General features: G+C 73.1%; 18 protein-coding genes. 9 read left to right on the forward strand and 9 right to left on the reverse strand.

What is annotated here, in order from left to right; all coding sequences use genetic code 11:
- Nucleotides 1-90 precede the first annotated feature (90 nt).
- From BMY40_RS05030 to ectA, 3 genes are all read right to left on the reverse strand, one after another.
- Nucleotides 91-2217: a SpoIIE family protein phosphatase gene (locus BMY40_RS05030; RefSeq protein WP_245769869.1), complete on the reverse strand. Its 2127-nt coding sequence runs from the start codon at nt 2215-2217 to the stop codon at nt 91-93.
- A gap of 268 nt (nt 2218-2485) precedes the next feature.
- Entirely contained in the window at nt 2486-3754 is a 1269-nt protein-coding gene (gene ectB, locus BMY40_RS05035; RefSeq protein WP_093655924.1) for a diaminobutyrate--2-oxoglutarate transaminase, read from the reverse strand.
- Between the two features lie 78 nt (nt 3755-3832).
- Complete coding sequence (gene ectA, locus BMY40_RS05040) at nt 3833-4342, reverse strand: diaminobutyrate acetyltransferase (protein ID WP_093655926.1); 510 nt, start codon at nt 4340-4342, stop codon at nt 3833-3835.
- Between the two features lie 652 nt (nt 4343-4994).
- On the opposite strand from ectA, the gene BMY40_RS05045 reads away from it, so the two are divergent.
- Nucleotides 4995-5873 (forward strand): lysozyme, encoded by an 879-nt coding sequence (locus BMY40_RS05045; protein ID WP_093655928.1) that lies wholly within the window; start codon nt 4995-4997, stop codon nt 5871-5873.
- Nucleotides 5874-6011: 138 nt separating this feature from the next.
- A complete protein-coding gene (locus tag BMY40_RS05050) occupies nt 6012-6665 on the forward strand; it encodes a peptidoglycan recognition protein family protein (protein WP_093655930.1) in 654 nt (217 codons plus the stop codon).
- Nucleotides 6666-6753: 88 nt separating this feature from the next.
- On the opposite strand, the gene BMY40_RS05055 is transcribed toward BMY40_RS05050, so the two are convergent.
- Both BMY40_RS05055 and BMY40_RS05060 read right to left on the reverse strand, forming a co-directional pair.
- Nucleotides 6754-7908, reverse strand: a complete 1155-nt coding sequence (locus BMY40_RS05055) for a glycoside hydrolase family 12 protein (RefSeq protein ID WP_093655932.1) — start codon at nt 7906-7908, stop codon at nt 6754-6756.
- 203 nt (nt 7909-8111) lie between these two features.
- The gene (locus tag BMY40_RS05060) at nt 8112-8645 is read right to left on the reverse strand and encodes a sugar O-acetyltransferase (RefSeq protein WP_093656694.1); all 534 of its coding nucleotides are present in this window, start codon (nt 8643-8645) and stop codon (nt 8112-8114) included.
- Nucleotides 8646-9035: 390 nt separating this feature from the next.
- On the opposite strand from BMY40_RS05060, the gene BMY40_RS05065 reads away from it, so the two are divergent.
- From BMY40_RS05065 to BMY40_RS05085, 5 genes are all read left to right on the forward strand, one after another.
- Complete coding sequence (locus BMY40_RS05065) at nt 9036-9347, forward strand: STAS domain-containing protein (RefSeq protein WP_093655934.1); 312 nt, start codon at nt 9036-9038, stop codon at nt 9345-9347.
- 106 nt (nt 9348-9453) lie between these two features.
- Nucleotides 9454-9903 carry an ATP-binding protein gene (locus BMY40_RS05070; protein WP_245769870.1) on the forward strand — a complete coding sequence of 150 codons (450 nt, stop codon included), beginning with the start codon at nt 9454-9456 and terminating at the stop codon, nt 9901-9903.
- A gap of 43 nt (nt 9904-9946) precedes the next feature.
- Nucleotides 9947-10636, forward strand: coding sequence for a maleylpyruvate isomerase family mycothiol-dependent enzyme (locus tag BMY40_RS05075; protein ID WP_093655938.1), 690 nt, complete (start codon nt 9947-9949; stop codon nt 10634-10636).
- Between the two features lie 158 nt (nt 10637-10794).
- Nucleotides 10795-11154, forward strand: a complete 360-nt coding sequence (locus BMY40_RS05080; RefSeq protein WP_093655940.1) for a cupin domain-containing protein — start codon at nt 10795-10797, stop codon at nt 11152-11154.
- Between the two features lie 22 nt (nt 11155-11176).
- A complete protein-coding gene (locus BMY40_RS05085) occupies nt 11177-11470 on the forward strand; it encodes a hypothetical protein (RefSeq protein WP_093655942.1) in 294 nt (97 codons plus the stop codon).
- A gap of 294 nt (nt 11471-11764) precedes the next feature.
- On the opposite strand, the gene BMY40_RS05090 is transcribed toward BMY40_RS05085, so the two are convergent.
- The gene (locus BMY40_RS05090) at nt 11765-12325 is read right to left on the reverse strand and encodes an NAD(P)H-dependent oxidoreductase (RefSeq protein ID WP_093655944.1); all 561 of its coding nucleotides are present in this window, start codon (nt 12323-12325) and stop codon (nt 11765-11767) included.
- Nucleotides 12326-12434: 109 nt separating this feature from the next.
- Between BMY40_RS05090 and BMY40_RS05095 the strand changes: the two genes are divergently transcribed.
- Complete coding sequence (locus BMY40_RS05095) at nt 12435-13118, forward strand: TetR/AcrR family transcriptional regulator (RefSeq protein ID WP_425443081.1); 684 nt, start codon at nt 12435-12437, stop codon at nt 13116-13118.
- A gap of 76 nt (nt 13119-13194) precedes the next feature.
- Here BMY40_RS05095 and BMY40_RS05100 read toward each other — a convergent pair whose 3' ends face one another.
- On the reverse strand, nt 13195-13827 hold the full coding sequence (locus BMY40_RS05100) for an MBL fold metallo-hydrolase (protein ID WP_093655946.1): 633 nt from the start codon (nt 13825-13827) through the stop codon (nt 13195-13197).
- The gene (locus tag BMY40_RS05105) at nt 13824-14909 is read right to left on the reverse strand and encodes an S-(hydroxymethyl)mycothiol dehydrogenase (RefSeq protein ID WP_093655947.1); all 1086 of its coding nucleotides are present in this window, start codon (nt 14907-14909) and stop codon (nt 13824-13826) included. Before BMY40_RS05105 ends, BMY40_RS05100 begins: the two co-directional genes overlap by 4 nt.
- Before the next feature lie 401 nt (nt 14910-15310).
- On the opposite strand from BMY40_RS05105, the gene BMY40_RS05110 reads away from it, so the two are divergent.
- On the forward strand, nt 15311-16162 hold the full coding sequence (locus tag BMY40_RS05110; protein ID WP_177213883.1) for a putative protein N(5)-glutamine methyltransferase: 852 nt from the start codon (nt 15311-15313) through the stop codon (nt 16160-16162).
- A 100-nt stretch (nt 16163-16262) separates the two neighbouring features.
- Here the strand turns inward: BMY40_RS05110 and BMY40_RS05115 are convergent, their stop codons facing one another.
- Nucleotides 16263-18869, reverse strand: coding sequence for a glycoside hydrolase family 9 protein (locus BMY40_RS05115; RefSeq protein WP_245769917.1), 2607 nt, complete (start codon nt 18867-18869; stop codon nt 16263-16265).
- Nucleotides 18870-18992: the final 123 nt, after the last annotated feature.

Consider the following 18992-nt stretch of genomic DNA (forward strand, 5'->3'; position numbering starts at 1 on the left):
CGCCCCGGCACCGCACCACCGTGCCGGGGCGGGATCCGCGTCTCCGCCGCCCCACCCGCCCCGGCACGGCCCCGGCCGTCCGAGCCCCGCTCAGCCCTCGCCGAACACCGTCCGCAGCAGGAGCAGGGCGATGTCGTCGGTGCGCTGCCGGGTGGGGCGCACCTTCCGGATGACGGCGTCGACGAGCCGCTCCAGATCCCCGTCGGGGGCGTCGGCGAGATGACGGGCGAGGTCGGCGGTGGCCTGGTCGGGATCGACGCCCGGGGTCTCGACGAGGCCGTCGGTGTAGAGGGCGAGGATCGCGCCCGCCTGCAGGGGGGTGTCGAAGACCTCGTAGTCGGCGTCCGGTTCGACGCCCAGCAGCAGGCCGGGCGGGACGTCGAGAGGGCGGGCGCGGCCGTCGGGTCCGCGCAGGAGCGGGTAGGGGTGGCCGGCGCTGGCGATGCTCGCGCGCCCCCGGGCCAGGTCGAGGTGGACGTAGAGGCAGCTGGTGAACAGCCCGGGGTCGAGGTCGATCAGGAGCCGGTTGGTGCGCGCGAGCACCTGGTCCGGGGGGACTCCGGCGGTGGCGTGGGCGTGGATGGCGGTGCGGACCTGGCCCATGAGGGCGGCGGCGGCGACGTTGTGCCCCTGGACGTCGCCGATGACGGCGGCCGCGGTGCTGTCGCTGAGGCGGATGAGGTCGTAGAAGTCGCCGCCGATCTCCATGCCTCGGGTGGCCGGCAGATAGCGGGCGGCCACCCGCAGTCCGGGGACGGCGGGAAGGGTGTGGGGCAGCAGTGCCTGCTGGAGGCCGTGGGCGAGCTGGTGCTTGGTGTCGTACAGGCGCGCCCGGTCCAGTGCCTGGGCGATGAGTCCGGCCAGGGAGGTGAGGACCGCGCGCTCCTCGGCGGCGAACGCGTGGGGCCGGTCGTAGGACAGGGTGCAGCAGCCCACGGGCCGTCCGGAGATGCTCAGCGGCAGGTACGCCCACGCCTGTTTGCCGGTCGTCCGCGGCAGGCCGGGGTACTCGCGCTCCATCTCCTCCGGTGAGGGGTAGAAGAGCGGTGCGGCCCCGGTGAGCACCCGCCCGGCCGGGGTGAGGTCGGTCTCCAGCGAGACGCCTTCGAGCCGCTCGATGGCCGCCCTTGAGTAGCCGCGGTGGCCGATGATGCGCAGCCGGCCCCCGTCCAGGACGGACAGCACCAGCCCCTTGGCGTCGAAGGCCGGCATGATCTGGTCGGCGACGAGGTCGACCACGTCCCGCACCCCGACGGTCTCGGTCAGGGCCGCGGCCAGGTGCATCATCTGGTAGAGCTGTCCGACCCTCGCCGGGGCGCTCCCCCCGGCCCGCTCGCCGCGCACCGGTGCGGGGCGGGGGCCGGCACCCGCGGGCTCGATGCGCACGCTGATGCCGCTGGCGTCCGGGTAGAGCCGGAAGTCGAGCCATCGGCCGGGCGGCCGGCGTGCGGTGAAGGAGACGGGCTCGCGGCTGACGACCGCGGCGCGGTAGCGGTCCTCGTAGACCGGATCGTCCAGCCAGGGCAGCGAGTGCCACGGGCGCGTGCCCAGCAGTTGGTCGGCGCTGCGGCCCAGCAGCTCGGCGCCGCCCGAGCTGACGAAGGTGATGCGGCCCTCGAGGTCGAGCGCACAGCAGCCGCCGGGCAGGCGCTCGGCGAAGTCCTCGGCGGCCAGTGCCGACTGCGACCTGCCGGTGCGCGCGGTGCCGGGGCTCAGCACCCGCGGCCGGGCGGCCGCCCCGACCGGTCGGCCCGCCGCCTCCTCCTCGTCCAGCAGCCGTGCCAGCCGCCGGCAGTTGGAGACGACGTTGTCGCGCCGCCGCGGGGTGATCCGCTGCGAGTGGGTGCCGGGCCACAGCAGCAGCAGTGCGCCCCGGACGCGGTCGGTGGTGACGGGAGCGGCGGCCAGGGCGAAGTGGTACGGCACCGCCACCGCCGTGCGCGGATAGGCCCGGGCCATGTCCTCCTGGCCCCCCACCCACACCAGGCGGTTCTCGCGCACCGCGTCGGCCGCCGGTACGGGTGCGGCCAGGCCGACCCTCATCCACGGTGCGACGAAGTCGAGCGGCGCCCCGTACAGAATCGCCAGACGCAGCACGTCCCCGTCCGGGGTCAGCAGGTAGAGGCCGCCGACGGACGCGCCGGTGCCGCGCACCACCTCCAGGAACTCCGTCTCCAGCCGGTCGCGCACGGCCGCCGCCTCACCCGGCCCGGCCACCGTGCGCTCCTCGCCGGCCCCGCTCGGGGATCAGGCCGCCGGGCGGGCCCCCGGCCTCTCTGCCCGCGGTGCCGGATGCCGTGCGGCACCGGTGTGCCGCCCCCGTCCGTCCCGGTGGCGGCACCTCACGGCAGATCTGCCATGTATCTCCCATACACGAACATTATGGCGCTTTCGGGACGGCGGCGCGCTGCCGGTTCAGCGCGCCGGGCCACCCCGGCCGGGAAGCCCGGCGCGCGGCCGACGGTGCATGGCGCGCGGCGCACGGTCAGGCGGTCTCGTCGACGGCGCGGGCCAGGGTGCGCAGGCCCTCGTCCAGCTCCTCGGGGGAGATCGTCAGCGCCGGGAGCAGCTTGACGACCTCGCTCTCGGGGCCGGAGGTCTCGACCAGCAGCCCCAGCTCGAAGGCGCGGGCGCACACCCGGGCGGCGCGCCCGGCGTCGGTGAAGGTCAGCCCCCAGGCCAGACCGCGGCCCCGGTATCCGGCCCCGCTGCGGCGGTGCTCGCGGGCGATCTCGCACAGGGCGGCCTCGACCTGCTCGCCGCGGGCCAGCGTCTGCTTCTCCATCTGCCTGTCGGCCCAGTAGGTGTCCAGGGCCGCGGTGGCGGTGACGAAGGCCGGGTTGTTGCCGCGGAAGGTGCCGTTGTGCTCGCCGGGCTCCCAGACGTCCAGCTCGGGCCGGAACAGGGTCAGCGCCATCGGCAGCCCGTAGCCGCTGATGGACTTGGAGACCGTGATGATGTCGGGGGTGATCCCGGCCTCCTCGAAGGAGAAGAAGCCGCCGGTGCGGCCGCAGCCCATCTGGATGTCGTCGACGATCAGCAGCATGTCCCAACGGCGGCACAGGCCGGCCAGGGCGCGCAGCCACTCGGCCCGGGCGACGTTGACGCCACCCTCGCCCTGCACGGTCTCCACGATCACGGCCGCCGGCCGGCTCAGGCCGGAACCGCGGTCCTGCAGCAGCCGCTCGAACCACAGGAAGTCCTCGACCTTGCCGTCGAGGTAGTTGTCGAACGGCATCGGCACTCCGTGCACCAGGGGGACGCCGGCGCCGGCGCGCTTGAAGGCGTTGCCGGTCACCGCCAGCGCCCCGAGCGACATGCCGTGGAAGGCGTTGGTGAAGGACACCACCGTCTCGCGCCTCTTGACCTTGCGGGCCAGTTTCAGGGCCGCCTCGACGGCGTTGGCGCCGGTCGGGCCGGGGAACATCACCTTGTGGTCCAGGCCGCGCGGACGCAGGACGAGGTCGCGGAAGGTCTCCAGGAAGTCCCTTTTGGCGGTGGTGGACATGTCCAGGCCGTGGGTGACGCCGTCGCGCTCCAGGTAGTCCAGCAGGGCGCGTTTGAGCACCGGGTTGTTGTGCCCGTAGTTGAGTGCGCCCGCCCCGGCGAAGAAGTCCAGGTACACATGGCCGTCCTCGTCATGGAGGTGGCAGCCGTGCGCGTACTCGAAGACCCTGGGCCAGCCGCGGCAGTAGCTGCGCACCTCCGACTCCAGGGTGTCGAAGACGGAGGTCTCGGCTTCGGTGATGGTCATGGCGGTGTGCTCCTCGGTGGGTGTGTGCCGGGCGGGCGGCGGGGCGTCCGTCCTCGACGGGCCGGGACGTGCGGTGGGTCAGGGCCGGACGGCGCGGGGCAGCGGCCCGATGCGGTACAGCACCTCGGGGTCGTGGCCGTCCGGGAAGAGTTCCGCGCCGAACAGCGCCTCGCGTTCCAGTGCCGCGCCGTGCCGCCGGGCGAAGACCGTGAACAGCCGGTCGGAGGCGGTGTTCCCCGGTGCGACGGTGGCCTCCAGGTACCGGACCCCCCGCGGGGCCGGCCGGACGGCCAGATGGTCCAGCATGGCGCCCGCCAGACCTCGCCCGCGGTGCTCCTCGTCCACCGCGACCTGCCAGACGACCAGCGTGCCGGGCCGCTCCGGGCGCAGGTAGCCGGTGACGAAGCCGACGGGCCTGCCGTGCTCACCGCGCGCCACCACCGAGGTGGCGGCGAAGTCCCGGAACCACAGCAGGTAGCTGTAGGAGGAGTTGAGATCGAGTACGCGGGAGTCGCGGGCGATGCGCCACACGGCGGCACCGTCCTCGACGCCGGGCGCCTCGATCAGGGGTTCCGTCTGCGTCGCCATGACTTCACCTCCACCGCGGTCGGTGTCCGATCTCCCGGCGGCTTCCGCCGAACGGGATCGACCGACAGGAGCCCGAGACTGCCGGGCGCGGATTTCGCGGAGTGATCACCTGCGTTGTCGGACGGTCTTTCCGGTGCGCGGGGCAACTGGCCGGGCCGTCATGCCTGTTCGGCAGGCTTCCCGCGCTTGTCGGCACTCATCGAAAACTACTCCGGTGGTTCCCGGGCGGCCACCGCAGTTTTTCCCGCCTTTTCCCGTGTGGCGCCGGATGGGCCGGAAAACAGCGGAAAGGCCTGCCCGGCCGGCTCCGAAGCCCACCCCAAAGGTCACCCGAACGGCGGAACGCACAGGGCCGCGGCGCGGATCTTCCGGCCGCCGGACGCCCTCCGCGCGCGGCGCTCTCTTTCGCGCCGTGAAAGTTTCCGCCGGATGGGGCCCGTCGGCGCACTTCGCTTCTCCCGACAGAGGTAGAGACCACAGAGAGTGACTGGAACGTCTTTACAGAGCGACCGCCCTCATGCGTCACTTATGACGCGTTCACGTCAACACAGGCGCGTCGGCACGGCCGTGCAGACGCGCCCGCCTGTACCGACGGCACCACTCAGCACCTCCGCCCCCCACTCCCGCCTTCTCGAAGCGCCAGGAGGAAGCCATGCTCTCGCACAGATCCCCCGCCCCCCGCCGGCTGAGAACCGCCGTGATCGGCGTGCTCGCCGTCGTACTCGCCCTGCTGACGGGCACGGCCGGCACGGCCGCGGCGGCGCCGCCGCCCGCCAAGGAGCCCCTCAAGCCCGGCACGGCGTTCATGGGCGCCGGCTACCGGCTCCACGAGGGCGGCGACGCACAGGAGGACCCGCCGCTGGGGGCGCTGGCCCACACCAGCGGCGTGCAGGGGATCGACGTCTCGCACTGGCAGGGCGCCATCAACTGGGCCTCGGTGCGGAACTCGGGCATCCAGTTCGCCTGGATCAAGGCGACCGAGGGCACCAGCTTCAAGGACTCGCGGTTCAACACCAACTACGTGGCGGCGTACAACGCCGGCGTGATCCGCGGCGCCTACCACTTCGCGCGCCCCGACGTCTCCGGCGGCTCGACCCAGGCGGCCTACTTCGCCTCCAACGGCGGTGCGTGGTCGAGGGACAACATGACCCTGCCGGGCGTCCTGGACATCGAGCACAACCCGTACGGGGCGATGTGCTACGGCCTGTCCACCACTCAGATGCGCGCCTGGATCACCGACTTCTACAACACCTACAAGACGCGCACCAGCCGTGACGTGGTGATCTACACGACCGCCGGCTGGTGGAACACCTGCACCGGCAACTGGACCGGCATGTACAGCAAGAGCCCGCTGTGGGTGGCGCACTGGACCTCCAGCGAGACCCCGACCATCCCCAGCGGCTTCCCCACCTGGACGGTGTGGCAGTACACCAGCACCGGATCGGTCGCCGGCGTCTCCGGGAACGTGGACCGCAACAAGTTCAACGGCACCAGGGACAGGCTCCTCGCCCTGGCCAACAACACGCCGTAGCCTCCGGGCCGGCGGACGACCGCGGGCCGGCTCCACCGTCCGGCGGAGCCGGCCCGCGGCCCCACCCCGTCCCGCCTCGCACCCCCATTTCCCGACCCCGCGACCCGCGTACCCCGCGCGACTCCTCGAGGAGCGACCGTGAACGGTGAGAAACCGCTGCGCCGCCGTCTGCTGATCACCGGTACCGCCGGGCTCGTCGCCGCCGGCGCCCTGCCGGGCACCGCCCGGGCCTCGGGCACCGTCGAACCCGACGTCGACAGCACCCAGGAGTGGAACGCCCGGCCGCCCCGGGGGAACGTCACCGTCCTCGGGTACCGGCCGGACCGGATCGTCGTCCACCACACGGTGAGCGCGAACACCTCCGACCTCTCCCGCGCCCAGGCCCACGCACACGCCCACTGGGTCCAGGACCTGCACATGGACGGCAACGGCTGGATCGACACCGGCTACCACTTCGCCGTCAGCCGGGGGGGCTGGATCACCGAGGGCCGGCACGGCAGCCTGCGGACCCTCACCGGCGGCACCTCCTTCGTGCTCGGCGCGCACACCTCCGGGCAGAACGACCGGGCCGTCGGCATCGCCTGCGAGGGCGCGTACCACGCGGGCGCGGTGCCGCCGCAGGCCCAGTGGGAGGTGCTGGTGATCCTGTGCGCGTACGTGTGCGAGCGGTACGGCATCGCGCCCGCGCGGATGTACGGCCACAAGGACTTCAACACCGGCACGCTGTGCCCCGGGGTGCTCCACGACATGCTGCCGCGGCTGCGCGAGGAGGTGGCGGCACGGCTGGGCTGAGGGCAGCGGGCCGGGAACGCCGCGGGGCCCGGACCGCCTCTGTGCGGTCCGGGCCCCGCGCCGCCCTAAGGCGTCCGCCGTGCGCGGTTCACTTCACCGTGCAGACGGTGCCGTTGAGGGTGAAACGGGCCGGCTTGGCGAGCGTGCCCCCCGAGTGGGTTCCCTGGAAGCCGAACGACTGGGTGCCGCCCGGTTCGATGTTCCTGTTGTGCTCGACCGGGCGGGCCGTCACCGTGCCTCCGGCGGAGGAGACCGTGGCGTTCCAGGCGCTGGTGACCGACTGGCCCGCGGGCAGGGCGAAGTTCATCTCCCAGCCGTTGATCGCGGTGGAGCCGGTGTTCCTGACGCGGACGTCGGCGGTGAAGCCGTTCGACCAGGAGTTGGTGGTGTACGTGACCTCGCAGCCGCTCGGCGCGGGCTCCCCGCCGCCGCCGTCACCGCCACCGCTGCCGCCGGTGTTGACGGACGCGGAGAAGGAGTTCACGGCCAGGCCGGCGCCGTTCTGCCACGGCTCGAAGCCGGCCTGGACGCTCGTCAGGTACCACGAGCGCTGGGCCATGCCGCGGGCGACCGTCTCGTCGACGAAGTCCATGACGTCGAAGCTCATGCTCGTGATCGCCGAGGGGGCGATGAAGGAGATGACGTCGTTGGATCCGTTGCTGCCGGTCCACACCTCCCAGTTGCGGCCTCCGACGTTCGCCGTGCCGACTCGGGAGCCGATGGGCTGGATCGGGCCGACCCGGTTGAGCCAGATCATGATCTCGGTCCGGTTGACCCCGTCCCTCTTCGGTGTGGGGTCGAGCCAGATGTCGTACGAGGCGTTGTAGACGGCGTTGTCGACGTAGGTGTACGAGATGCTGCTGGGCGCGCTGCCGATCGAGCTGACCTGCACCGGCAGGTTGGTGCCCGGGGAGCAGTTGGTGTAGTGGCAGCCGTAGTAGACCGAGGGGTAGGACTTGGGGGCCCCGTTGGTCGGTACGGAGCCGTCTGCCTGGGCGAGCCGGAACCCGGTGCCCGTCACGTCGATGCACTGGGTGGCGCTGGTGCCCCAGCGGTTGTTCTGCACAACGTACTTGCCCTGGATGGTGGTGCTCCCGTACTGGTCGCAGATCCGCTCGTCGGCGCGCGCGGGCTGCGCCGTGGCGGTCAGGGCCGTCATGACCCCCGCGACCATCAGGAGAGCCAGCAGGGCGGCGCGTGTCCGGGGTAGGCGGCGGAGGGGGATGCGCAGGGGGGAAGTCATGCTGTCCTTTCGGCAGGAGCGGGGCAGGGAGGCTCTGGGAGCGCTCCCATCACTGCGCGGCGGACTCTATGGCCATCCCAGGGGACATGACAAGACGGGCCGCACCCTAGACTTCCCTCCCACCCCCGGATCCGCGCACATCACCGCCGGTCGTGAGCAACCGGGCATTCGTCCTCCTCCGGCCCCAACGGGGCGGCCCGGACTCAGAGTTCGCGGACGACGCGGGCCGGATTGCCCACCGCGACGACGTTCGCGGGCAGATCCCGGGTGACGACCGCCCCGGCGCCGACCACCGTGTTCTCGCCCACGGTCACACCGGGGCAGACGATGACACCGCCCCCCAGCCACACGTTGTCGCCGACGGTGACGGGCTCGGCCGCCTCCCACTTGGCGCGGCGCCGCTCCGGGTCGAGCGGATGGGTCGGGGTGAGCAGCTGGACGTTCGGGCCGATCTGGACGTCGGCGCCGATCGAGACGGGGGCGACGTCGAGCACGACCGCGCCGAAGTTGACGAACGTGCCGGGCCCGATGGTGATCCGGTAGCCGTAGTCGACGTACAGCGGCGGCCGGACCTCGGCCCCCTCCCCCAGCCCGCCCAGCAGCTCGGCGAGCACCGCCCGGCGCGCGGCGGGGTCAGCGGCCGGCGAGGCGTTGAACCGCTCGCACAGCTCGGCCGCGCGCTGCAGGTCGGCGGCCAGTTCGGGATCGTCGGCGAGATAGGGCTCCCCGGCGAGCATGCGGTCCTTGTGGCTGGTCACGGCATCCCTCCGATCGGCGTCACCGCCCGCCGGGCCGGCGGCCCGGCGGGCATACCGTCTGAATGCCCCGGAACCCCGCCGGCGTCACCGCCGTGTCCGGACCGGTGGGCGGTGAACCGGCGCCGGTCCCGGCCGGCACACGGCCGCCTCCCGTCCCACCCGGCTCACCCGGACGTGCGCACGGGCCGGTATTTGGGACAACGATGGTGGCGCGGCGGCTCCAGGTGTGTGACGGTGGGAGGAGCCGCCTCGCCGTCTGGTCGGGGGGCTCCCCCCGCCCGCGCCGGCCGGACGTCCCCGAACCGCCCGATCCGGAAGCCATCTCCGGCCGACACGAGCCGATCCACCCCGGAAGGGGGCCGAAGGGCCATGCACACCCTGTCCGTCGCCATCACCCGCCAACACGACACCGTCGTCCTGCACCCCCGCGGTGACGTCGACCACGACAGCGCGCCGGCCCTGACGGGCGTCCTGGAGGAACTCGACCAGTCGTGGCGGAGCCTGGCCGTGGACCTGTCTAGCGTCCCCTTCATGGACTCCGCCGGCCTGCACGCCCTGCTCTCCCTGGAGCGCCGCTGCCGGGACCGCGGGGTCCCCCTGACCCTGACCGGCGTCGGTGAGCAGCCCGGCAGGCTGCTGGAACTGGTGGGTCTGGCAGAGTTCTTCACCGTCGCCGGCTGAGCGCTCCTCCCCCTCGGGACCCTTGCCCCGGTCCGCCCCCGGCGGTGATTGCGGCGAGGCGGTGCGACACCGGCGTATGGTGTGGACAACAGCGGGAAGACGCACCATGGACACCGCTGTGTTGACTGGGGGACCGGCGATGGAACTGCTGAGCGAGGGTTTGGGGGCTCCCCATTTGCGCGCCGACTTCGACGGCCACTCAGGCACCATCGCCCAGGCCCGCGACGCGGCCGACGCCTTCCTGACGACACTGGCGGACACCGAGCCGCCCGCGGGGGAGCGCTCGCACGACGACGTGCTGCTGGTCGTCTCCGAACTGGTCACCAACGCCGTACGCCACGCCCCCGGCCCGCTCACCCTGTGCCTGGCGTTCACCGAGGACCGCGTGCAGGTCACCGTCCGCGACAGCGACCCGGCCCCGCCCAAGCCCCGCCAGGCGGACCTGAACAGCGGCGGGGGCGGCTTCGGCTGGTCCATCGTCGAGCGGATCGCCGACCGGCTCAGCGTCCACCCGCTGCCGGACGGCAAGGAGGTCCACGCCTTCCTGCCGTGGTGAAAACGGCTCCGTGCCGCCGGGGGTCCGGCTAGGTTTGACGGCCATGGATTCCTTGTCCCTCCTCACCCGGACACAGCACGAACTCCAGGCCTTCCGGGCCTGTCTCGACGGGGACCTGGACGCCCCCGTCGAGCACTGCGGCGGCTGGACGCTGCGCGATCTGGCCGGGCACCTGGGCACGGGCAACCTGTGGGCGGCGGCGGCCGTGACCGAGGGGCACGGCGACCACCGGCCCCGGGTTCCCCGGGATCCGGAGGAGCTGGCGGGGTGGTTCGAGGAGACGTGCTCGGTGCTGCTGGACGCCCTGCGGGCCGATCCCTCCGCCCCGGCCTGGACGTTCCACCCTCCGCACACGGTCGGCTTCTGGCGGCGGCGCCGCTGCCTGGAGACCCTCGTGCACCGGTGGGACGCCGAGAACGCGCTCGGCACGGCCCGTCCGCTCGACACGGAGACGGCCGCCGAGGGCGTGGCGGAGGTGTTCGACACCATGGCCCCGCGGCAGTTGGCACGGGGGCGCGCGGTCCCGCCCGGGCAGGCCGTACGCCTGGTCTCCACCGACACCGGCGCGTCGTGGGTCCACGGCCCCGGCACTCCGGTCGCCACGGCCTCCGCCACCGCCGCGGACCTGCTGCTCATGCTGTGGGGACGCGTCCCGGGCGACGACGGGCGGATCGTGTGGGAGGGCGACCGCGCGGCCGGGCTCCGGGTCCTGGACGGCCCGCTGGTCCCCTGACCGGGCCTCCCGTGCACGGCGCCGGCCCCCGACGCCGGCAGCGGCCGGTACGGGTTCCGGACGCCCTGCCGGATCTCCGTGATCCCCGCTCCCTGCCGGTTCCCTGTTGCGTCCCACAGGCGCATCATGGACATATGGCGTGAAACGGAGGTTCAGCCATGCTGGAAGTCAAGACCACCGAGAAGCCGGACGAGCGGCGCGACTTCCCCCGTGGCCACCTCGAAGCCCTCCACCTCACCGGGCTGGACTTCGCCGTGGCCACGTTCGAGCCCGGCTGGCGCTGGTCGGAGTCGGTGGGCCCGATCGCCGGAACGGACAGCTGCCGGATCCACCACAACGGCTATGTGGTGCGGGGGCGGATGCGGCTGCGCATGGACGACGGCCAGGAGGCCGAGGTCGGGCCGGGCGACGTGTTCGTCTGCCCGCCGGGGCACGACGCCTGGGTCGTCGGCGACGAGACGGTCGTGGCGTACGACTTCGCCGGTGCCATGGCCGAGGAGTACGCCAAGGCCCGGTAGCGACAGCCGCAGGAGGAGTCCCATGACGTTCGTACAGCTCATCGAGTACGAGACGACGCACGACAAGGAGATGATGGACCTCTGGGAGCAGTGGATGCGGATGACGGAGGGCAAGCGGACCCTCTCCCGTGAGATGCACGGGCAGGACCGCGAGAACTCCACGCACTACGTGGACATCGTCGAGTTCCCCTCCTACGAGGAGGCGATGAGGAACAGCGAACTGCCCGAGACCCAGCGCATCTCCGAGCAGATCAGGGGGCTGTGCAGCAAGGAGCCCCGCTTCGTGAACCTGGAGGTGGTCGAGGAGGTGTCCTGACCGCGCCGCCGGCGGGCCCCGGGCCCGCCGGCCGTCCGTGCCCGCGCCGTACCGGCCCGTGACACACCCCGGCGGCGCCGGACCGCGCTCCGGGGCCTGGAAGGCCGGGCCCGCACCCTCGCCGACGGCACGCCCACACCCTTCCTCGACGGCGGAACCACCGGATCCGCTGAACCCCGGGACAGCATGCGAGGGGGCCCTCCGGGATCCGGAGGGCCCCCTCGTACGCTGCCGCCTCGTGTGCCGCCGCGACGCCGCGGTGCGGTCGAGCGCGGTCGGGCCGGTGCGGTCCGGTCAGGCGGCGGACGGCGCGGCGGCGGCCGAGACCTTGCCGAGGACCTCGACGAGCTGCCCGGTGACCTCGGCGTCGTCGGCCGGGTGGGCCTCGGCGAAGCGCACGACCGAGTTGGGGATGGAGAGCTTCACGTCCTCCAGCACGGTGGCGCCCGCGATGCCCGCGGCCTTGCGGGCCTCGTCCTGCGCCCACACGCCGCCGTACTGCCCGAAGGCGGTGCCGATGACGGCCACCGGCTTGCCGGACAGGGCGCCGGCGCCGTAGGGGCGGGAGAGCCAGTCGATCGCGTTCTTCAGCACGGCCGGGATGGTGCCGTTGTACTCGGGCGAGAACAGCAGGAAGGCGTCGGCTCCGCCGGCCACCTCGCGCAGCCGCGCGGCCTCGGCGGGCACGGAGCCCTCGACATCGACGTCCTCGTTGTAGAAGGGCAGGTCGCCCAGCCCCTCGTGGAGGACGATCTCGACGCCCTCGGGGGCGTGCTTCACGGCGGCCTCGGCCAGCTGGCGGTTGTGCGAACCGGAGCGGAGGCTGCCGACGAGGGCGAGGATACGGACGGACATGACGTCTCCCGGGGAGTCGGAAAGGAGTGGAGCGGTAAACGGACCGTGGTCCGAATACTTTCTAGCACGCTAACCGGACCGTGGTCCATTTTCTTCCCGCAGGGGTACGCTGAGGTTCGTGACCCCAACCGCGCCGCCCGACGACGAACAAGGCCACTCCGGGCAGACGGCCGAACAGGCCACCGAGCAGGCCGCCGGGCAGCCGCTACTGCCGCTGGCCGGCCAGACGCCCCCCATGCGCGCGGACGCGGCCCGCAACCGGACGCGTCTGCTGGAGGCCGCCGCCCGGCTGGTGGCCGAGCGCGGTCCGGAGCACCTGACCATGGAGGCGGTCGCGGCGGCCGCCTCGGTCGGCAAGGGGACGGTCTTCCGGCGCTTCGGCGACCGGGGCGGTCTGCTCATGGCCCTCCTGGACCACTCCGAGCGCCTCTACCAGGAGTCCTTCCTCACCGGCCCCCCGCCGCTGGGCCCCGGGGCGCCCCCCGTGCGGCGGCTGGAGGAGTTCGGCATCGCCACGCTCAGGCACCTGGCCGCCCACCGCGCCCTGCTGCTGGCCGCCGAGCCGGAGGCGTGCAGGCGCTTCGAGCCCCCGCCCCGCCGTCTGGTCCTCACCCACCTCACCGCGCTGCTGCGCGAGGCGGACGTCGGCGGCGACGCCGAACTGCTCGCCCACACCCTCGCGAGCCACCTGGACGTCGCGCTCCTGCACCACCTCACCCGGCGGCGCGGCATGCCGCTGGACCGCCTGGAGGCCGGCTGGCTCGACCTGGTCGCCCGCGTCACCCGCACCTGACCCGCCGTACGGCACCGCACCGGCCCGTGCGGCACCACACGGCACCGCACGGCACCGGCCCGTCCCGGTCACGGGCTCAGTGCCCCCGGTCGATCCACTCCTGGAGGTGGGGCGCCTCGGCGCCGATGGTGGTGGACTCGCCGTGGCCGGTGCGCACCACCGTCTCCGGCGGGAGGGTGAGCAGCCTGTCGCGGATGGAGTCGATGATGGTCGGGAAGTGGGAGAAGGACCGCCCCGTGGCTCCGGGTCCGCCGGCGAAGAGTGTGTCGCCGGTGAAGACCGTGCCCAGCGCCGGGGCGTACAGGCAGACCGCGCCGGGTGCGTGGCCGGGGGTGTGCAGCACCGTCAGCCCGGTGCCGGCGACGGTGAGCGTCCGGCCGTCCGCCAGTTCCCCGTCCGGCGCCCGGCCGGGGTGGGTCAGGTCCCACAGCGGCCGGTCGTCGGGGTGGAGGAGGACGGGCGCGCCGGTGGCCTCGGCCAGGGCCGGGGCGGCGTCGATGTGGTCGTCGTGGGCGTGGGTGCACACGATGGCGGTCAGCCGCCGCCCGCCCAGCGCGCGGGCGATGGCGTCGGCGTCGTGGGCGGCGTCGACGACCAGCGCCTCGTCCTCGTCGCCGACGATCCAGACGTTGTTGTCCACCTCCCAGGTGCCGCCGTCCAGGGAGAAGGTGCCGGAGGTGGTCAGATGGTCGACGCGGACGGTGCTCACAGGACCACCACCGAACGCAGCACGTCGCCGGCCTCCATACGGTCGAACGCCTCCTCCACGCCGTCCAGCGCGATGGTCTCGCTGACGAACGCGTCCAGGTCCAGCCGCCCCTGGAGGTAGAGGTCGATGAGCATGGGGAAGTCGCGGGAGGGCAGGCAGTCGCCGTACCAGGACGACTTCAGCGCCCCGCCCCGGCCGAAGACGTCCAGCAGCGGCAGCTCCAGCCTCATCTCGGGGGTGGGCACCCCCACCAGCACCACCGTCCCGGCCAGATCCCGGGCGTAGAAGGCCTGCCGGTAGGTCTCGGGGACGCCGACGGCGTCGATGACCACGTCCGCGCCGAACCCTCCGGTCAGCTCCCGCACCGCCTCCACCGGGTCGTTCTCGCGGGAGTTGACGGTGTGGGTGGCGCCCAGCTTCCGGGCTGTGGCCAGCTTGCGGTCGTCGATGTCGACGGCGATGATCCGCGAGGCTCCGGCCAGATTGGCGCCCATCACCGACGCCCCTCCCACCCCGCCGCAGCCGATGACGGCCACGCTGTCGCCGCGCTGGACGTTCCCGGTGTTCAGCGCGGCGCCGAGGCCGGCCATCACACCGCAGCCCAGCAGGCCGGCGACGGCCGCCGACGCGGCCGGGTCGACCTTGGTGCACTGCCCGGCGTGGACCAGGGTCTTGTCCGCGAACGCCCCGATGCCCAGCGCCGCGGACAGTTCGGCGCCTCCCTCCAGCGTCATCCTCTGCGCGGCGTTGTGGGTGGCGAAGCAGTACCAGGGCCGCCCGCGGCGGCAGGCGCGGCACTGCCCGCACACCGCCCGCCAGTTCAGGATCACGAAGTCGCCGGGTTCCACCTCGGTCACGCCCTCGCCGACCGACTCCACCACGCCCGCGGCCTCGTGCCCCAGCAGGAACGGGAAGTCTTCGGAGATGCCGCCCTGGCGGTAGTGCAGGTCGGTGTGGCACACCCCGCACGCCTGCACCTTCACCACCGCCTCGCCGGGACCGGGGTCGGGTACCACGACCGTCTCGACGGTGACCGGCTCGTTCTTCCGCCGGGCGATGACCGCCCGCACCTTCTGTGACACGTCTTCGCAGCCTCTCCTGTGCTCAGGAAGTCCTCCGGCCCGCCGCGGCGGCGGGCCCGATTCCACCGCTACCCCGAACCTCCCCCGCCGACCCGCCGACCCGCCGCTCCACCCGCGGCGGGTACGCGGGGGTGCCACCCGGGCGGAAGGCGTCCCCGCGACCGGCCTCCGGGAACCGGGAACCGGGAGCCGGGAGCCGGGGACCGGCGGCCGTCCGGTTCCGCCGAACGCACAGCCCCGGTCCTGTAGTGTTGCCGCTCCGCGACACAGTGCGACGCGAGGGGGTGAGACCGGTCGACGCCAGGTCAGGCAGGGCTCTCTCGTCCCGCGGTCCCGCGCAGGTGCCGGTTTCCCGGCGCGGTTGATCGCGAGAGCGCCCTTCGGCATCCCGAAAGGCCCTCATGTCCCATCCCTCTTCCTCCTCCCCTTCCGCCGTTCCTTCCCCCCTGTCCTCTCTGTCCCCCCTGCCCACCGTCGCCGCGCGGCTCCGGGCCGCAGGCTGCGTCTTCGCCGAGGACGAGGCGCGGCTGATGCTGTCCGCCGCCCGCACCCCCGATGAGCTCGCCGCCATGGTGGAGCGCCGGGCGGGCGGTCTGCCGCTCGAACACGTCCTGGGCTGGGCGGAGTTCTGCGGTCTGCGTATCGCCGTGGAGCCCGGGGTCTTCGTGCCCCGCCGCCGTACCGGGTTCCTCGCCCGGCGGGCCGCGGCGCTCGCCGGGCGGCGGCGCGACGCCGTCGTCGTCGATCTGTGCTGCGGTTCGGGCGCGGTGGGCGCCGCGGTGGCGGCGGCCGTGGAGGGGGTGGAGCTGCACGCCTCCGACATCGATCCGGCCGCGGTGCGCTGTGCGCGCCGCAACGTCGCCCCCGCGGGGGGCCGGGTGTACCAGGGCGACCTGTACACCCCGCTGCCCGCCGAGCTGCGCGGCCGCGTCGACGTGCTGGTCGTCAACGCGCCCTATGTGCCCACCGGCGAGATGGGGCTGCTGCCGGCGGAGGCCCGCGAGCACGAACCGCCGTCGGCGCTCGACGGCGGGCCGGACGGGCTCGGCGTGCAGCGGCGGGTGATCGAGGAGGCGCCGCGGTGGCTGGCGCCGGACGGGCACCTGCTGGTGGAGACGGGCGGGCGCCAGGCGCCGCGGACGGCGGAAGCCGTCGCGCGGGCCGGGCTGGTGCCGCGGACGGCCGTCTGCGAGGAGTTGTACGCCACCGTCGTCATCGGCTCCCCGGCCGGCGACGGGCTGCGGCGGGCCTGAGCACGGGGGCTGACGGCGGGAACTGACGGCGGAGGGCCGGGACGCCCCGGTGCGGGGCGCCCCGGCCCTCCGGTCGGTGGCGCGCGGTCGAGGTGTCAGGTCACTTGACCGTGCACGCCTTCCCGTTCAGGGAGAAGGCGGCCGGGTCGGCCGCCTGGCCGGCGGAGGTCCCGTTGAAGCCGAAGTTCACGGAGCCGTTCATCGGGATGGTGGTGTTCCACTGCGCCGGCTTGGCGACGACGTTCCGCCCGGTCTGGACGACCTGGGCGTTCCACGCCTGGGTGATCTTCTGGTCGTCGGCGAAGGCCCAGGTCAGCTCCCAGCCGCTGAGCGTGGCGGTGCCGGTGTTCTTCACCGTCACATTGGTGCTGAAGCCGCTGTTCCACCGGTTGGAGGAGTAGGTCACCTCGCAGGAGGGCGTCTCGCCCGGTTCCTCGCCGCCCGGGTCCTCGCCGTTGCCGCCCTGGCCGAGGTCGTCGAGGTAGGAGGCGATCCAGGCCAGCGGGGCGTTCCAGTTGATGGTGATCTCGTTGGTGGCCCAGGACTCGATGTGGTCGATGTAGCACATCGCCGGGGCGCAGCCCTGGAGCTTGTCCTGGGCGATCGGGTCCTGGATCTCGACGTTCGGGCCGCCCGCGACGGAGCCGGGCGCCGGGTTGGGCAGGTCGGGGTCGAGCTGGTTGGCCCAGAACCGGTGGTGCTGGTTGCGCGAGTCGCGTTCGCCGTAGCCGGTGACGTAGGACTGGTTGAGCGGGTTGCGGCCCAGCAGGTAGTCCATGCCGCGCAGCACCGCGTCGCGGTAGGCGGCCTCGCCGGTCAGGTCGTGCGCGGTGGCCAGGACCACCATGTTGTTGAGGACCTGGCTGTTGGAGCCCCACACGTAGTGGTTGTCCTGCGGGGCGTAGGGCACGCCGTAGGCGGCGCCGCGGGAGTCGGCGGCGTAGCCGTCGGCGGCCTCGGTGACCATGGCGCGCACACCCCTGAGCTGGGCGTCGGTCAGGTCGTTGGGCACGGTGGCCAGGCTGAGCGCGCCCAGGCCGGCGGTGGCGCCCCAGGACATGCCGCCGCGCGGGAAGACGGCGTCGGTGTCGCCGTGCAGCGGAGAGTTCAGGACCTCCTGGCGGTAGGTGTCCTCACCGGTGGTGACGAACAGCTCGGCCGCGGCCCAGTAGAACTCGTCGCTCACGTCGTTGTCGCTGTAGGCGCCGCCGCCGGTGCCGTCGTTGGGGTCGGCGAGCACGTCCGGGTGCGCCTTGGCGGCGGCCCAGGCGGTCTCGGCGGCGTCCAGGCACTTCGCGGCGAAGTCCGCGTCGTACTCCTCGAACAGGCGGGCGCACTGGGCGGCGGAGGCGGCCACGTTGAGGGTGGCGGCGGTGGACGGCGCGTGCAGCTCGCGCGGCTGCGGGTCCTGGTGCGGCAGCAGCGGCAGTCCGGTCCACTGCCTGTCGTGGATCTTGTGGTGCGCCATGCCGGCGAGTTCCTCGCCCTCGGGCACCATCATCCGCATCATGAAGTCCATCTGCCAGCGGGCCTCGTCCAGTACGTCCGGGACGCCGTTGCCGCGCTCGGGGACGCGGAGCTTCCCGTCGCCGAGCTCGGCGCCGTCGGCGCCCTCGGCGGTGAGGGTGCGCTCGTAGTTGGACATCACCTGGGCGACGGAGATGCCGCCGTTGACGACGTACTTGCCGTGGTCACCGGCGTCGTACCAGCCGCCGGAGACGTCGAGGGTGTAGTCGCACAGACCCTCCTGGCACGGGACCTCGGTGTCGCCCTGGTTGGGCGCGGCGCCGACGTGCCCGGCGGGGCGGGCGTACTCCTCGCCCACCAGGTCGGCGTCGATCTCGATGCCGCTGCGGTTGTGGTAGAAGTACGCGAGCGCGTCCGAGCGCAGCGAGGAGTACAGGTCGTCGCCGATGTCGAAGGGCTCGCTGGTCTCGCCGTCGATGGTGACGGTGTAGCCCTCGCCCGCCTCGTCGAAGTCGCCGAAGTCGAAGGTGTGGACGTTCTGGCGGGAGGTCGGGTCGACGCCCTTGGGGGTGGTGGTGCCGGACGCCTTCTCGGTGCCGTCGGCGTCCTTGAGCGTCCAGGTCAGGGCCGAGGTCTTGTCGGTGACGAAGGTGCCGTTCTTGGGCCCCTCGGTGAGGTAGCCGACCTGGTTGACGCGCACCGGTGAGCCGGTGTCGGGCTCGTAGACGGGCGGCTCGGCGCCGCCGGTGAGCGAGACGTCGTCCAGACAGAAGGTGTACGCCTGCTCGCTGCCGCCGATCTGGAAGGCGAGCTGGGCGGCCTCGTGGTCGGCCTTCGCGGTGAAGACGTGGCTGAAGGTCTTCGCCTCCGCGCCGATCTGGTCGGCCGAGGCGTGCTCGGTGGTCCAGGGCTCGGTGGCCATCTGCACGTTGGTGCGGACGGTGATCGGCTCGCTGGCGCTGGCGGTGAAGCTCAGCTCGTAGCCCTCGCCCGCGGTGAGCGGGATGTCGTTCTGCCCGACGATGGCGTCCCAGGGGTTCTCCGTGCCGGCGGGCACCTCGGCGCACAGCCGGCCGTCCACGACCTCGCCGGGGCTGTTCTCCGTCCACCACCAGCCGGTGGTGCCGTTCGAGAAGTCGCCGTTGGCGATCAGTTCGGGGCCGTCGGCTGACTCGGCCGCGAACACGGGGGCGGTCAGGGCGCCGGCCAGCAGTCCGGCGGCGGCCACGGCGCCCAGCACGCGGCGCCTGCCGCGGCGCGGGCGGCCCGCCGCCGGGTGCTGAGGGGGCGGATGAGGTGTCACAGTTCGGTCCTTCCGGCGTGGGAAAACGGACGGGGCGACGCGACGGCATGACGAGACGCG

Source organism: Streptomyces radiopugnans (assembly GCF_900110735.1).
GTDB classification, from domain to species: domain Bacteria; phylum Actinomycetota; class Actinomycetes; order Streptomycetales; family Streptomycetaceae; genus Streptomyces; species Streptomyces radiopugnans.